The 15,032-nt window shown below is 65.3% G+C and carries 15 protein-coding genes; 11 read left to right on the top strand and 4 right to left on the bottom strand.

Annotated features, from left to right (window positions below; genetic code table 11):
• The first annotated feature begins 123 nt into the window (after positions 1-123).
• Positions 124-1,044 (top strand): type IV toxin-antitoxin system AbiEi family antitoxin, encoded by a 921-nt coding sequence (locus ACVWY6_RS01310; RefSeq protein ID WP_457535745.1) that lies wholly within the window; start codon positions 124-126, stop codon positions 1,042-1,044.
• Between the two features lie 104 nt (positions 1,045-1,148).
• Here ACVWY6_RS01310 and ACVWY6_RS01305 read toward each other — a convergent pair whose 3' ends face one another.
• Positions 1,149-2,186, bottom strand: a complete 1,038-nt coding sequence (locus tag ACVWY6_RS01305; RefSeq protein WP_030172645.1) for an LLM class F420-dependent oxidoreductase — start codon at positions 2,184-2,186, stop codon at positions 1,149-1,151.
• 64 nt (positions 2,187-2,250) lie between these two features.
• Here ACVWY6_RS01305 and ACVWY6_RS01300 point away from each other — a divergent pair, with 64 nt between their 5' ends.
• The 5 genes from ACVWY6_RS01300 (at position 2,251) to ACVWY6_RS01280 (ending at position 6,887) form a co-directional block, all read left to right on the top strand.
• Positions 2,251-3,267 (top strand): Zn-ribbon domain-containing OB-fold protein, encoded by a 1,017-nt coding sequence (locus ACVWY6_RS01300; RefSeq protein WP_030172642.1) that lies wholly within the window; start codon positions 2,251-2,253, stop codon positions 3,265-3,267.
• Positions 3,268-3,284: 17 nt separating this feature from the next.
• Positions 3,285-4,331, top strand: coding sequence for a thiolase domain-containing protein (locus tag ACVWY6_RS01295; RefSeq protein WP_400726683.1), 1,047 nt, complete (start codon positions 3,285-3,287; stop codon positions 4,329-4,331).
• Complete coding sequence (locus ACVWY6_RS01290; protein ID WP_062797183.1) at positions 4,331-5,506, top strand: thiolase domain-containing protein; 1,176 nt, start codon at positions 4,331-4,333, stop codon at positions 5,504-5,506. The genes ACVWY6_RS01295 and ACVWY6_RS01290 overlap by 1 nt, the downstream gene beginning before the upstream one ends.
• Positions 5,507-5,541: 35 nt before the next feature.
• Positions 5,542-5,985 carry a nuclear transport factor 2 family protein gene (locus ACVWY6_RS01285; RefSeq protein ID WP_023961186.1) on the top strand — a complete coding sequence of 148 codons (444 nt, stop codon included), beginning with the start codon at positions 5,542-5,544 and terminating at the stop codon, positions 5,983-5,985.
• 71 nt (positions 5,986-6,056) lie between these two features.
• Positions 6,057-6,887: a TylF/MycF/NovP-related O-methyltransferase gene (locus ACVWY6_RS01280; RefSeq protein WP_457535743.1), complete on the top strand. Its 831-nt coding sequence runs from the start codon at positions 6,057-6,059 to the stop codon at positions 6,885-6,887.
• 69 nt (positions 6,888-6,956) lie between these two features.
• Here ACVWY6_RS01280 and ACVWY6_RS01275 read toward each other — a convergent pair whose 3' ends face one another.
• Complete coding sequence (locus tag ACVWY6_RS01275; protein ID WP_030172625.1) at positions 6,957-8,228, bottom strand: cytochrome P450; 1,272 nt, start codon at positions 8,226-8,228, stop codon at positions 6,957-6,959.
• Between the two features lie 153 nt (positions 8,229-8,381).
• On the opposite strand from ACVWY6_RS01275, the gene ACVWY6_RS01270 reads away from it, so the two are divergent.
• From ACVWY6_RS01270 to ACVWY6_RS01250, 5 genes are all read left to right on the top strand, one after another.
• Complete coding sequence (locus tag ACVWY6_RS01270; RefSeq protein ID WP_023961180.1) at positions 8,382-9,548, top strand: steroid 3-ketoacyl-CoA thiolase; 1,167 nt, start codon at positions 8,382-8,384, stop codon at positions 9,546-9,548.
• 6 nt (positions 9,549-9,554) lie between these two features.
• Entirely contained in the window at positions 9,555-10,034 is a 480-nt protein-coding gene (locus ACVWY6_RS01265) for a nitroreductase family deazaflavin-dependent oxidoreductase (RefSeq protein WP_030172622.1), read from the top strand.
• A 135-nt stretch (positions 10,035-10,169) separates the two neighbouring features.
• Positions 10,170-11,906: an alkaline phosphatase D family protein gene (locus ACVWY6_RS01260; protein ID WP_457535741.1), complete on the top strand. Its 1,737-nt coding sequence runs from the start codon at positions 10,170-10,172 to the stop codon at positions 11,904-11,906.
• A gap of 25 nt (positions 11,907-11,931) precedes the next feature.
• Positions 11,932-13,011 carry a metallophosphoesterase gene (locus ACVWY6_RS01255; RefSeq protein WP_457535739.1) on the top strand — a complete coding sequence of 360 codons (1,080 nt, stop codon included), beginning with the start codon at positions 11,932-11,934 and terminating at the stop codon, positions 13,009-13,011.
• Positions 13,012-13,043: 32 nt separating this feature from the next.
• On the top strand, positions 13,044-13,697 hold the full coding sequence (locus ACVWY6_RS01250; RefSeq protein WP_457535737.1) for a GNAT family N-acetyltransferase: 654 nt from the start codon (positions 13,044-13,046) through the stop codon (positions 13,695-13,697).
• Between the two features lie 15 nt (positions 13,698-13,712).
• Here the strand turns inward: ACVWY6_RS01250 and ACVWY6_RS01245 are convergent, their stop codons facing one another.
• Positions 13,713-14,072 carry a nuclear transport factor 2 family protein gene (locus ACVWY6_RS01245; RefSeq protein WP_457535736.1) on the bottom strand — a complete coding sequence of 120 codons (360 nt, stop codon included), beginning with the start codon at positions 14,070-14,072 and terminating at the stop codon, positions 13,713-13,715.
• Between the two features lie 16 nt (positions 14,073-14,088).
• Positions 14,089-15,009: an SDR family oxidoreductase gene (locus ACVWY6_RS01240; protein ID WP_457535734.1), complete on the bottom strand. Its 921-nt coding sequence runs from the start codon at positions 15,007-15,009 to the stop codon at positions 14,089-14,091.
• Positions 15,010-15,032: the final 23 nt, after the last annotated feature.

Here is a 15,032-nt window from a genome sequence, read left to right as displayed (position 1 = left end):
CCGGTTCAAACCAGCGCGCGATACACGAGACCGTGCGAGAGGAATCTCCACAGCCACCGGGTTATCCACAGAAGGTGGCATCGAGGAGCACCCCGGTCCACCGCGGCACGTCACGCTGGTGTCATGGACACAACTCGATGGCATGGCGCGGTCACCCGCGGTGAGCTGATGGGGCTCGGGTACACGCCGAGCGAGATACGAAGCGCATTACGGGCCGGCATCGTCTATGCGCTCGCGCCTGGGATCTTCGCGCTTCCGACGCTGCGGGCACTGCCGCGCGAAGAACAACACCGGGAATTCTCGTGCGCGGTGGCCCGCCGGCTCGATCACCGGTATGTCCTCGGTGGGCACTCGGCCGCCGTGCTGCACGGGCTGCCGCTGTGGGAGGTGGACACGAGTATTGTCCATCTATCCTTGCCGACGGGTAATTCGCATTCGGGCTCACGCACGTCCAACCACGTTCGTGTGCAACGGGATGCGCGCCCATCCGCGGTGATGCATGTGAACGGAATACCGGTGGCGACGCCCGCACGCGCTGTTGTCGATCTCGCCCGGCGGGCGTCGTTTGCCTCTGCTGTCGTCACCGGGGACGCGGCGCTGCATCGTGGCTTGTGCACGAAGGCTGATCTGGAGGCCGAGCTCGATCTCATCGTCGGATCTCCTGGGTACCCGCAAGCCTGCCGAGCGGTGGCGATGATGGACGGCCTCGCCGAATCCCCACTGGAGAGTCGTAGCCGGGTCGACATCTTCGACGGCGGACTGCCGAAGCCGACACTGCAGCTGGAGATCGTCGACGCCAGGGGCGGCTTTGTCGCACGGGTCGACTTCGCATGGCCCGAGCAGCGAGTTGTCGGCGAGGCCGACGGGCTGGTCAAGTACAACCACGACGACCTCAAGGCGGTACTTCGGCGCGAGAAGTACCGAACCGACAGGATCATCGAGCAAGGCTGGCGCGTGGTCCGGTGGTCGTCTGCCGATCTGGCAACGCCCGGTCTTGTCGTGGGACGGCTTCGAGCAGCTCTCAGCAGACCGCGCGCAGCGTAGTCACGACTGGCGCACCGCCGTGAGCCTCGCGCGCCGGATTGAACCAGTGCGCGAGACTCGAACCCGTGCGTCACCCGTGCGCGGCGAAATTAGAACATGTTCACTCAAACGAGGGTGCCCAGCCGAGTGATCTGGTCGACGTCGCGGGTGGTGACCATCAGCATGCTGACGCCGGCTTGTTCCCACCGTTTGATCTGCGACCGCACCTCGTCTTCATCGCCGACGATCAACGTCTCGAGGACCATCTCGTCGGGAACCGCGGCGATGGCCTCTTCCTTGGCTCCGGACAGGAACTTCTCCCCGATGTCCCGGACCACGTCTTCGTAGCCCATCCGCTTGTAGACCTCGGCGTGGAAGTTCTGTTCCTTGGCGCCCATGCCGCCCACGTACAGCGCCGTCGACGGCCGGTAGGCGTCGATCACCGCGGCCGGGTTGTCGGTGATTTCGACCTGCACGGTGGCCGCGACCTCGAAGGTGTCGCGGGTGCGCCGCGCCCCCGCCCGTGCGAAGCCCTCGGCCAGCCACTGTTCGTACATGTCCGACAGCCGCGGGGTGTAGTAGATGGCCAGCCAACCGTCGGCTATCTCCGCCGACAACGCCACGTTCTTGGGCCCCTCTGCCCCGAGCCAGATCGGCAGGTCACTGCGCAGAGGATGGGTGATCGGCTTGAGCGATTTCCCGAGTCCGGTCGAGCCCGGCGCATCGGACGGGTACGGCAGCGGATAGTGCGGCCCGGGGTTGGTCACGCGGTCTTCACGAGCGAGCACGTCACGAATCACCTGCACGTACTCGCGGGTGCGCGCGAGTGGTTTGGCGAACGGCTCGCCGTACCACCCCTCGACCACCTGCGGACCCGACACACCCAGTCCGAGGATGTGCCTGCCGCCCGAGAGATGGTCGAGCGTCAGCGCGTGCATGGCGGCCGATGTCGGTGGCCGCGCCGACAGCTGCGCGATGCCGGTACCGAGCTTGATGGTGGACGTCTGCGACCCCCACCACGCCAGCGGCGTGTAGGCATCCGAACCCCACGACTCAGCGGTGAACACCGCCTCGTATCCGGCGGCCTCCGCCGCGGCGATGAGAGCCGGCGCGTCCGGGATCGGCGCGGCCCCCCAGTACCCCAATTGCAGACCGAGCTTCATGGCCGCGACCTCCTGTTCGGTCAACTCCTTGCGAGAATAACTAGAACCTGTTCTACTCGATTCCGTGAGCGTGAACCAGATATCTGCCGGATTCGCAGCCCTAGTCGCCCCGATCGAAGATCCAGACGATCCAGTTCTGTCCGCACCGTTGAGCAACTCCTTTGATTACACCCGGTCCCTCGGGCCGGTACTCGGGCGGTTCGCCCAGGGGTTGCTCGACGGCAAGGTCATCGGTGGTCGAGCCGCCGACGGGACCGTCTACGTACCCCCGGTCGAGTTCGACCCCGGTACGCACAAACGGATCGAAGACTTCGTCGAGGTGTCGCCGACCGGAACCGTGAAGTCATGGACCTGGATGGCCGAACCGTTTGAGGGACAACCTCTTTCCAAGCCCTTCGGATGGGCTCTGATCCAGCTCGACGGAGCGGACACCAGCCTGCTCCATGCAGTCGCCGTCGACTCCCCCGACGAACTGAGCACCGGGATGCGGGTGCACGCCGTCTGGAACACCGAGCGCACCGGCCGCATCGACGACATCGCGCACTTCGCCCCCGGCGAGGAGGTGGCATCGGTACCGGACAACACCGCCGAGGTGCCCCACCCCGGCGTGATGATCACCACGCCGATCGCCCTGACCATGAACCACACCGCCTCGATCGAAGAGACCTGGTATCTGCAGGGACTCAAAGAGGGCAAGCTGTACGGCGGCCGCACCGGTCCCGACGCGCCAGTGTACTTCCCGCCCCGCGGCGCCGACCCCACCGACGGCAACCCGACCGGCGAGGTCGTCGAGGTGTCGGACAAGGGCACCGTCACCACGTTCTGCATCGTCAACGTGCCGTTCCTCGGTCAGCAGATCAAACCGCCGTACGTTGCCGCCTACGTTCTCCTCGACGGTTCGGACATCCCGTTCCTGCACCTGATCCTCGACATCGAGGCCAGCGAGGTGCACATGGGTCTTCGTGTGGAAGCCGTGTGGCGACCACGCGAGGAATGGGACTACACGTTGCGAAACATCAGCCACTTCCGGCCGACGGGCGAACCCGACGCCGACTACGACTCGTACAAGGACCACCTGTGAGCAGCACATACCGCGACATGCCGCCGATCGCAGTGATCGGATTCGCGCACAGTCCACACGTCGACGAGACATTCGGCACCACCAACGGCGTCGAGATGCTGGTGCCCTGTTTCCAGAAGCTCTACGCCGAGCTGGGCATCACCCGCACCGACATCGACTTCTGGTGCTCGGGGTCTTCGGATTACCTTGCCGGACGCGCTTTCTCGTTCATCTCCGCGATCGACTCGATCGGGGCCGTTCCGCCGATCAACGAATCGCACGTCGAGATGGACGCCGCGTGGGCTCTGTACGAGGCATGGGTGAAGATCGCCACCGGCGAGGTGGATGTGGCACTGGCCTACGGATTCGGCAAGCCCTCGGCATCACACACCGACCAGGTGCTGGCGTTGCAGACAGACCCGCACACCGTCGCCCCGCTGTGGCCGGACGCCCGTTCGCTCGCAGCCCTGCAGGCCCGCGCGGGCCTCGACTCGGGAGCATGGACCGAAGCGGACATGGCGGCTGTGGCCGCGCGTGGCACCGACCGCTCGGTGGAGGACCTGCTGGCGTCCGATTACGTCTCCGATCCCCTTCGGGCACATGATGTCTGCCGCTACACCGACGGCGCCGCTGCGATCATCCTCGCCAGCGAACACCGCGCCAAGCAGCTCGTGGCCCGTCCCGCATGGATTTCCGGCTGGGACCACCGGATCGACACTCCGAACTTCGGTGCACGGGACCTCACCAAGTCACCGTCGACCAAGCTCGCCGGCGATGCCGTCCTCGGCGACAACCGCAAGGTCGACGTCGCCGAGCTCCACGCGTCCTACACACATCAGGAACTGATTCTCAAAAACGAGCTGGGACTCGATGATTCGACGATCATCAACCCCTCGGGCGGCGCACTGGCAGCCAACCCGCTGTTCTCCGCGGGCCTCGAGCGCATCGGCTTCGCCGCGAGCACGATTCTCGCCGGCAACGCCGACACCGCTCTGGCCCACGCAAGCAGCGGACCGCTGCTGCAGCAGAACATGGTCGTCAAACTCGCCGCAGGCGACCCCAATGCAATGGAAGGCAAGAACTGATGGGCCGGTATCGGGCTGCGGTGCAGGGCACCGGGCAGACCAAGTACGTGGCCAAGCGCCACGACGTGTCCATGGCCGGGATGTGCCGCGAAGCGATCGACAAAGCGCTGGCCGATGCGCAGGTGACGATGGACGACATCGACGCCGTTGTCGTCGGTAAGGCCCCCGACCTCTTCGAGGGCACGATGATGCCCGAACTCGCCATGGCCCAGGCGCTCGGCGCCGAGGGCAAACGGCTGATCCGCGTGCACACCGCCGGATCGGTCGGCGGTTCGACGGCGAACGTCGCAGCCAGCCTGGTCACCTCGGGTGTCCACCGGCGGGTGCTCGCGATCGCGTGGGAGAAGCAGTCCGAGTCGAATGCCATGTGGGCGTTGTCGATTCCGGTTCCCTTCACCATGCCTGTCGGCGCAGGCGCAGGCGGGTTCTTCGCCCCGCACGTGCGCTCCTACATCCGCCGCTCCGGTGCACCCGAGCACATCGGCGCGATCGTCGCCGCCAAGGACCGCCAGAACGGTGCGCTCAATCCGCTGGCACACCTGCATCAGCCCGACCTCACCGTGGAGAAGGTGATGAGCTCGCAGATGCTGTGGGATCCCATCCGCTACGACGAGACGTGCCCGTCGTCCGACGGCGCCTGTGCCGTGGTGATCGGCGACGAGGAGACCTCCGACGCCAAGGCGGCCGACGGTATCCCCGTTGCGTGGATTCACGCGTCGGCGATGCGCACCGAACCGCTGTCATACTCGCATCGCGACACCGTCAGTCCACAGGCAGGCCGCGACGCTGCCGCCGCATTGTGGAAAGCCGGCGGCATCTCCAATCCCCTCGAGGAGATCGACGCCGCGGAGATCTACGTGCCGTTCTCCTGGTTCGAGCCGATGTGGCTCGAGAACCTCGGGTTCATGCCCGAGAACGAAGGCTGGAAGCTCACCGAGGCAGGCGAGACCGCGATCGGCGGCAAACTGCCGGTCAACCCGTCCGGCGGAGTGCTCTCGTCCAACCCGATCGGGGCCTCGGGCATGATCCGCTTCGCCGAGGCGGCCATCCAGGTGCAGGGCAAGGGCGGCGACCATCAGGTGGTGGGCGCGCGTAAGGCACTCGGCCACGCGTACGGCGGTGGCTCGCAGTACTTCTCAATGTGGCTTGTGGGCGCGGACAAGCCCACCCACTGACCCGACCGCCTGCTGGACCAACCTACGGAGATCTCGTGACCAAAGCAGAACCGGCGTACCTCAACATCGATCGGGAGAACAACCCCGCGGTTGTCGCCGGACGGCGCTCCCGCGAATACGTCGCCTCGCGCGACAAGGACGCCTGGGTGAAGCTCTTTGCACCCGACGGCATCGTGCAAGACCCGGTGGGTCCCTCGATGTTCGACGAAGAGGGCATCGGCTTCACTGGCCACGACCGGATCAGTCACTTCTGGGATCTGTCGATCGGCACCACCGAGAGCATCGAGTTCGTCTTCGACGAAGAGATCATCTGTGGCAACGAGGTTGCCTACATCGGCAAGATCGTCACCCACATCCACGGCCACATCTCCGAGGCACGTGGCGTCTTCACCTACCGCGCCAACCCGGACGGCTCGCTGGCCGCTCTGCGCGCGTTCTGGGAAGTGGAGAAGACGATCAACTCGGTGCGCAAGGCCTGAGGTCCGCACCCCGGAAACGCCCGAAGGTCAAGTGGTGCCGGCCTGCGCGTGATGGCTGGCACCATGGGCTCATGTTCGAACGTGTGCGGCGTGGTGCCAGACAAAAACTCCAGCGTGCTGTGTCCGAGGTGGTCGACGACTCGAGCCGGGAGACAAACGCACTCGTCGAACAGTTTCACAGGCAGACAATGGACCTGCTCTCGGAGACCCGAGAGGAAGTCGATGCTCTGCATCGCCGGGTGAATCACCTCGAACAGCAGGTCCGCCGCGACCTCACCCATGTGATGGACACAGACGCCGCTCGCCAGTCAGGCGACTTCGTCCTCGCGCACATGCCCAAAGCTCCCCAGTTCTGGCATCCTCACGACACATTGCGGTACGCGCTCTCGCAGGTTCACATCCCTGGTATGGCACTGGAATTCGGAGTCGCGACCGGTACCACCCTGAACATCATTGCCGCAGAACTGAAAACAGAGCACCGCATCTTTGGATTCGACGTCTTCTCAGGACTGCCGGACACGTGGCGGAGTGGCTTTGATGCCGGCGAGTTCGCGCAGGACACGTTGCCGGACGTTCCCGGGGCGGAGTTGGTACCGGGATTGTTCGAGGACACGCTGCCCGGTTTCCTCACCGAACATCGCGAGCCGGTGTCGTTCCTGCACCTCGACGCAGACCTCTATTCATCAACCGCAACGGTGCTCGGTCTCGTCGGACAGCGGCTGGTGGCAGGCACGATCATCGTGTTCGACGAGTTCTTCAACTACCCGGGCTGGCAGCAGCACGAGTATCGGGCATGGCACGAGTTCGTGAGTCGCACCGGCATCGAGTACGAATACCTCGGCTACACCGCCAGTCACGAACAGGTCATCGCGCGGGTCACGGCGCCGGGCGTTCGTCCGTGAATGTCGCTCTGCCAGAACACAAGAAGCCCCGGACGTGTCGTCCGGGGCTTCTCGTAGATGTCGTGCGACTCAGGCGTTGCCGTAGTTGACCGACAATTCCTTCACACCGTTGATCCAGCCGTGGCGCAGACGGCGCGGCTCGGCGAGCTTGGTGATGTCGGGCATGTGGTCGGCGATCGCGTTGAAGATCAAGTTGATCTCCATGCGGGCCAGGTTCGCGCCCACGCAGTAGTGCGCGCCGTGGCCACCGAATCCGACGTGCGGGTTCGGGTCACGAAGGATGTTGAACTCGAAGGGGTTCTCGAACACATCCTCGTCGTAATTGGCTGAGCCGTAGAACATGCCGACGCGCTGACCCTTCTTGACGGTCACACCACCGAGTTCGACGTCGTGGCGGGCCGTGCGCTGGAACGCGTTGACCGGCGTGGCCCAACGGACGATCTCGTCTGCGGCGGTCGCGGGGCGATCGCGCTTGAAGATCTCCCACTGCTCCGGGTTGTCGAGAAACGCGTTCATGCCATGGCTGATGGCGTTACGGGTGGTCTCGTTACCGGCGACGGTCAGCAGGATGACGAAGTAGCCGAACTCGATCTCGTCGAGTGACTGGCCGTCGATGTCGGCGTTGACGAGTGCGGTGACGATGTCATCGGCCGGACACTTCTTGCGCTCTTCGGCCATCGTGTACGCGTAGCCGAGGATCTCGGCCGAAGAGAGCTGAGCCGGGGTGAGCCCTGACTCAGGGTCCACCTCGTTGAACTCCGGGTCGTCGGCGTTCATCATGTTGTTCGACCAGTGGAAGAGCTTCTCGCGATCGTCCTCGGGGACACCGAGCAGATCTGCGATCGCCATCAGCGGCAGGTTGACCGCGACGTCGTCGACGAAATCGCCGGTTCCCTTGGCAGCGGCGTCCTTGACGATCTTCTGTGACGCATCCTCGAGCTTCTCCTCGAGCGCGTGCACCGCCTTCGGGGTGAACATCTTCGCCACCAGCTTGCGCAGGCGGGTGTGCTCGGGCGGATCGTGGTTGATCAGCAGCGCCTTGGTGACGTCGAGCTGCTCCTGCGTCATCGAGTCCTCGAAACGCATGATCACGCCGTTCTCGGCGGTAGACCAGTTCTCGTTGTTCTTCGAGATCGCGCGCACATCTTCGTGCTTGCTGACGACCCAGTACCCACCGTCGTGGAAACCGCCGCCCTTTCCTTCTTCCTGGGCGTTCCACCACACCGGCGCTGTCTTACGCAGCTCCGCGAATTCCTTGACCGGGATGCCTTGTTCCAACAGGTCTGGGCTGGTGAAGTCGAACCCTTCCGCGAAAGGGCAAACCTTCTCGGCCTGCGTCATTGCAACCACCTAAATGCTAGACATGAACGTGTTCTAGTCGATGGTAGAGCAAGATGCGTCACAGTGGCTACTACCTGGTGAAATAGGACTTGTGTCCAGTTGGCAACTTGTTCTAGTTTTGGAATCAGACATCTGCATTCGAAGGGATTTGACATGGGAAAACCGGTGATTGTCGAGGCTACTCGCAGCCCGATCGGGAAGAGGGCCGGTTGGCTGTCCGGATTGCATCCGGCCGAACTCCTGGGCCTCACCCAACGGGCCGTCATCGAACGGGCCGGGATCGATCCGTCGGAGATCGAGCAGGTCATCGGCGGATGTGTGATGCAGGTGGGCGCGCAGTCCAACAACGTCACGCGCACGGCCTGGCTGCATGCCGGGCTGCCGTGGCAGGTGGGCGCGACCACCATCGACTGCCAGTGCGGATCGGCTCAGCAGGCCAATCACCTGATTGCCGGCCTCATCGCCACCGACACCATCGACGTCGGCATCGCGTGCGGTGTCGAATCGATGACCACGGTGCCGCTGGGCGCGAACGTCATGCTCGAAGGCGCAGGCGAACGACGCCCGGAGTCTTGGGACATCGACATGCCCAACCAGTTCGAGGCGGCCGAACGCATCGCCACCCGGCGGGGCATCACCCGCGCCGACGTCGACGCACTCGGTGAGCGCAGCCAGCGGCTCGCCAAGCAGGCCTGGGACGAGGGCCGGTTCGACCGCGAGGTGTTCGGTGTCAAAGCTCCCGAACGGACCAAGGAGGGCGAGTTCACCGGCAACATCCTGGACGTGAACCGCGATCAGGGCATGCGCGACACCACGCTCGAGTCGCTCGGCAAGCTCCGCCCGGTCATCGAAGGCGGAATCCACACGGCCGGCACGTCGTCGCAGGTCTCCGACGGCGCAGCCGCGGTCCTGATCATGGACGAGGACAAGGCGAAGGCACTCGGCCTCAAGCCGCGCGCACGTTTTGTCGCCCAGGCCCTGGTGGGCGCCGAGCCGTACTACCACCTCGACGGGCCCGTGCAGTCCACCGAGAAGGTGCTGGCGAAGGCCGGGATGAGCATTAACGACATCGACCGCTTCGAGGTCAACGAGGCGTTCGCGTCTGTCCTGCTCTCATGGGCTGCGGTCCACGGACCCGACATGGACAAGGTCAACGTCAACGGCGGCGCGATCGCGCTGGGCCATCCCGTCGGATCCACCGGGTCGCGACTGATCACCACCGCATTGCACGAGCTGGAGCGGTCCGACACCTCGACGGCTCTGATTACGATGTGCGCGGGTGGGGCGCTCTCCACCGGAACCATCATCGAGCGGATCTGAGGTCGCGTGCCGCAACAAGAAGCTCCCAAAGCGCTAAACAGCAAGGCCGTCAGCACCATCGTCAAACTCGGGTCGCGGGCGAACACCAAGATCTACAAGTTGACCGGTGGACGGGTCGGGTCGAAGTGGCGGGTGGGCGCCGGGTTCAAGGAACCCGCGCCGGTCATCCTGCTGACCGCGATGGGGCGCAAATCGGGCAAACCGCGCACGGTGCCGCTTCTCTATCTGCGCGACGGAGCCAACGTGGTGGTGGTTGCCTCGCAGGGTGGGATGGCGTCGAACCCGGCCTGGTACCACAACGTCAAGGCCAATCCCGATGTGAGCGTCCAAGAGGGACGCAAGACGGTCGCCATGCGAGCGCGTGAGGCCGACGACCAGGAACGGGCGCGCCTGTGGCCCAAACTCGTCGAGGTGTACGCCGACTTCGACAACTATGCGGCCTGGACCGAACGCAAGATCCCGGTGATCATCTGCGAACCACGGTGATCATCGGCGAACAAAATTGAGCCCGGTGTCACGCAGCGGCGCGGCCGGGCGGACAAGAATTCATCCCGGGAGCGCCTGAAATTCTCGAAGAAGCGCGATGGTCGGTGGAACTGGTGTGTCAGGATTCGAGGCGACATGTCTGCGATTCCAGAGTCTTCACGCGCCAGTGCCCCCGCCTCATCGGCTGACCACCTGACCTCAGGCCCAGCCGTCAGCGGCCCCTCCCGACGAACGTTCCTGGGCGGAGCCGCGATCGGCGCGGTCGGCGTCCTGGGTACGGTCTACGCCGGCAGTGCGGCCGCCGACGGAACGAAGGCTCCAAGCGCCAACGTGTTTCGTCACGGTGTGGCATCCGGCGATCCACTGCCAGACCGGGTGATCCTCTGGACCCGCGTCACCCCCACGTCCGATGCCGTCCCAGGGTCGGGCAAGGGTGCATCCACCAGCGTCCGCTGGGAGGTCGCGACCTCACCCGACTTCGGATCCGTGGTCTCGTCCGGCGTCACCACCACCGGCCCCGAGCAAGACCTCACCGTGAAGGTCGATGCCGGCGGTCTGTCCCCGAACACCAACTACCACTTTCGTTTCCACGTCACCGGCGGGCCGGCGGCCGGTTCGACGTCGCCGGTGGGCCAGACGAAGACCGCTCCCGCCACTGCCGCGGACGTGGCAAAGGTCCGATTCGGCGTGGTGTCGTGCTCCAACTGGGAAGCCGGCTACTTCAGTGCCTACCGGCACCTCGCGGCTCAGCCAGGGCTCGACGCCATCGTGCACCTGGGCGACTACATCTACGAGTACGGCACTGCAGAATTCGGTGGGGGCACCGGCGTCGTGCGCCCCCACGACCCTCTGCACGAGATCGTGTCGCTGGCCGACTACCGGACCCGCCACGGCCAGTACAAGTCCGACCCTGACCTGCAGGCCGCGCATCTCAACCTGCCGTGGATCTGCACCTGGGACGACCATGAGTCGGCCAACGACGCCTACGCCGGAGGCGCCGAGAACCACGACGCCAGTGAAGGCGACTGGCCCGCGCGCAAGGCAGCCTCCGAGCAGGCCTACTTCGAGTGGATGCCGGTGCGTCCGGAGGTCGACGCCGGTGGTCGCCATCTGTACCGGCGCCTGCGGTACGGCAATCTGCTCGAGATCTCGATGCTGGATCTGCGCACCTACCGCACCGAACAGCAGTCCATGCTGTCCAACAAGGTCGACAGCACCTCGGCGAGCATCACCGGTTCGGCACAGATGTCGTGGCTCACCAACGGCGTGGTGTCCTCCCCCACGCGGTGGAAGATCGTCGGCAATCCCGTGATGATCAGTCCGATCCTGATCCCCCCGCTGGAGCCGGCCACCACGGCAGCGCTGACCGACCTGCTCGGGGTGCCCAAGGGTGGCATCCCACTGAACTCCGACGCGTGGGACGGCTACACCGCCGACCGCGATCGTCTGCACAAGGCGTTGCGCGACAACAACGTCGAGAACACCGTGTTCATCACCGGCGACATCCACATGTCGTTTGCCTGCGACGTGCCCGTGGACGCCGCGAACTACCCAGGGGCGGGCACGGTCGGCACCGAACTCGTGGTGACCTCGGTGACGTCGAACAACATCGACGACATCGTCGGCGCGCCCGAGTACACGGTGGGAGCGGCCGCAGCCGTGGCGATGACCAACATCAACCGGCACATCCGCTGGGTCGACACCGACGCGCACGGTTACGCAGTCCTGACGGTGACTCCGGCTGCCACACAGATGGATTGGTTCTTCGTGAACAACCGCGCCGACCCGCGGTCCGGGCAGCGCCACGGTCAGTCGTGGCGGGTGCCGAGCGGCACGCAGCGCGTGCAGCCCTCTGGTTCACCAGCCCAGTAGTACCGGCCCGACCTAGGATTCCTTGATGACCAACACCCCGTCCTCGCCGAACAACGGCATCCGCCGGCGTACATTCCTCGCCGGATCGGCCGCCGCCGCAGGCGCAGGCCTGGTCCTGTCCGGACCTGCGCGAGCTGGTGGCCTCCCGTCGGGTCGGCCGGGTTTTCCCCAGACCGGCTCGTCGGTGCGGGTGCTGATCACCGGCGATGCCGGTACCGGCGAAGCCCCGCAGTACGCGGTCACCAAAGCCGCTCGCGCGCTGCACGCGCAGAATCCGTTCGGACTCGCAATCGGACTGGGCGACAACATCTACGAGTCGGGCCCGAACGGACCCGACGACAAACAGTTCGAGGAGAAGTTCGAGAAGCCGAACACCGGCCTCGACTTCCCATGGGTGATGGCGTTGGGCAACCACGACACCACCGCGGTCTTCCCGGGTGACGGTGGCTGGCTGCTGCGCGGTGATGCGGAGGTTGCGTACCACTCGCGGTCGAGCCGCTGGTACATGCCGCGACGCTACTACTCGGTGGCCGTTCCCGAGCAGGCGCCGGTCGTCGAGTTCTTTGTCCTCGACCTCAATCCGATCGCCGCCTATATCCCACCGTTCTTGGCGCCCTACTGGGAACCGAACGGCACCTACATGACGGCGCAACGCAAGTGGCTGCGCGAGGCTGTCGCGGCGTCGACCGCGACGTGGAAGATCGCGTGCACCCACCACCCGTACATCAACAACGGGCCGCACGGCAGTGCCGGTGGGTACGACGGGATCCCCATACCTCCCATCAACGGCGTGCTGGTCAAGGAGTTCTTCGAGCAGGAGATCGCCGGACGGTTCCACTTCTTCATGTCCGGTCACGACCATTCGTTGCAGGTCTTCGACCCCACCATCGCCTCCAAGGGAACACGCCAGCTGGTGTCGGGTGCGGCGGCCAAGACGGTCGAAGACCGCTCGTCCAAAGAGTATCCGGCACTGTACGAGAACTTCCGTGACCGCGGGTTCATGACGATGGACATCACGGCCTCGGGTGTGGATCTGCGGGTGTTCACGGTGGACCTGGCAACGGGAACTCCCACTCAGGTCTTCACGAAGTCGTACTCCGGCTGACCGCACCGGCCGATCCCTAATAGGATCGGGGCATGACTGATCCAGACCGTGCCGCCACCCGCCGTGACATCACCGCTGCCCTCGAGGCCGCCTTCGAACGCCGCCACGAAGTGCTCGATGCCATCGTGGAGGCGGAGGACCGGCCCGCGGCCGTCTCGGCCATCGCGAATCTCCTCTCCGTGCCCACCATCGGCGCCGAAGCAGTGCTGGGGATGTCGTTCGACCGCCTGACCGTGTCGGCACGGCGGGCCAACGCCGCCGAGCTCGAAGATCTGAACAGCAAGCTCACGTTCACACAGACCGAACGGCCCGCGGCCACCGCAGAAACGTTGACGCTGCGACCTTTTGATGACAGCGATGCCGACCTCTTCGCCGCACGCACCTCCGACGTCGGGGCCGCGGGCGACGGAAGCGGCACTCCCGCATCGGGCATCGACGACGAGATCGCCGCCGCCCGCAGTCGCATGAAGGCAGAAGAGGCCGTGTGGCTCGTGGCCGTCGAAGGCGACGACAAGGTGGGCATCGTATTCGGTGAGCTGTCGGGCGGCGAGGTGGATGTCCGGATCTGGATTTCACCCGAGCACCGCAAGCGCGGATTCGGCACGGCAGCTCTTCGTCGTTCACGCTCTGAGCTGGCCGCGTACTTCCCCGGCGTCCCCATGGTCGTCCGGGCCCCCAGCTCCTGACCCGCAGGCGGTGTCTCAGCGGTGCGGGACGCCGAACTTGGCAACGATCTTCTTGATCTGTCCGGCCTCGTCGAACTCGAAGCTCTCGATGACCTTGGAGCGCAGGCCGAGCGGTTTGGGCTGGACGTTCACGTAGAACGTGACGTGCACGGTCCGGCCTTCCACCCGAGCCTGGAACTCGGTGATCGCGTGGATGACCTTGTACTGAGGTCCTCGACTGAGGCTGCGGCGCAGATGATCACCGCTGCGCCCCGTCTTCACGCCCATCTCGATACGAACGCAGTCGGGGTGAAACGGTACGGCGGACGGGTCGTGGCTTGCCAGAGCGTCCACATAGGCTTTCGCGCCGGCGATCAGGTCGGCCTCCGAGTTCATCGCTTCTGCCCCAGGATCATCGGGCACCGTAGACCGGCATCGGCGTGGGCGCCTCGGCCAGGATGTCGGTGACAACCGGTCCGAGTTCCGCCGGATCCCATCGAGCGCCCTTGTCCCGCTTGACGCTGCGCTGCCAACCGTCGGTGACGGAGACGGTCCCGCCCTCGACCTCGAACACCCGCCCGCTGACACTGCCGGCCTCCTCGGAGCCGAGCCACACCACCAGTGGGGACACGTTTGCCGGGTCCATCGTGTCGAAGGAGCCGTCCTCGGGAGGCGCCATCTGCGCGGCCATCGCGTCACCCGCGCTGGTGGTCATGCGGGTGCGGGCCGACGGCGCGATGGCGTTCACCGTCACACCGTATGCCTTCATCTCGGCGGCGGCCTGGATCGTCAGTTCGGCGATGGCAGCCTTTGCGGCCGCGTAATTCCCCTGTCCCACAGAGCCGTACAGACCGGCGCCCGACGACGTGTTGATCACACGAGCCGACCGCGGATTGCCGGCTTTCGACTCGGCGCGCCAGTACGCGGCGGCATGACGCAACATCGCGAAGTGACCTTTGAGGTGCACCCGGATGACGTTGTCCCAATCTTCTTCACTCATGGAGACCAGCATCTTGTCGCGCAGGAAACCGGCGTTGTTGACCAGGATGTCCAGTGCCCCGAAGGTTTCGATGGCGGTGTTCACCAGGTTCTGCGCGCCGGCCCAGTCGGCCACGTCGTCACCGTTGACAACTGCCTCGCCACCCGACGACTTGATCTCTGCGACAACCTGTTCGGCCGGGCTCTCGCCGGTGGTCGACCCGTCGAGCCCCGCGCCGATGTCGTTCACCACGACCTTGGCGCCTTCGCGCGCATAGGCGAGCGCGTGTTCGCGACCGATCCCCCGTCCGGCACCGGTCACGATGACCACTCGGCCGGCCACGATTCCACTCATCAATTCGCTCCTCAATCCGTTCG

It is taken from the genome of Williamsia sp. R60 (assembly GCF_054063855.1).
The sequence above is the reverse complement of the archived record's forward strand: the minus strand, read 5'-3'. Positions and strand labels throughout refer to the sequence as shown.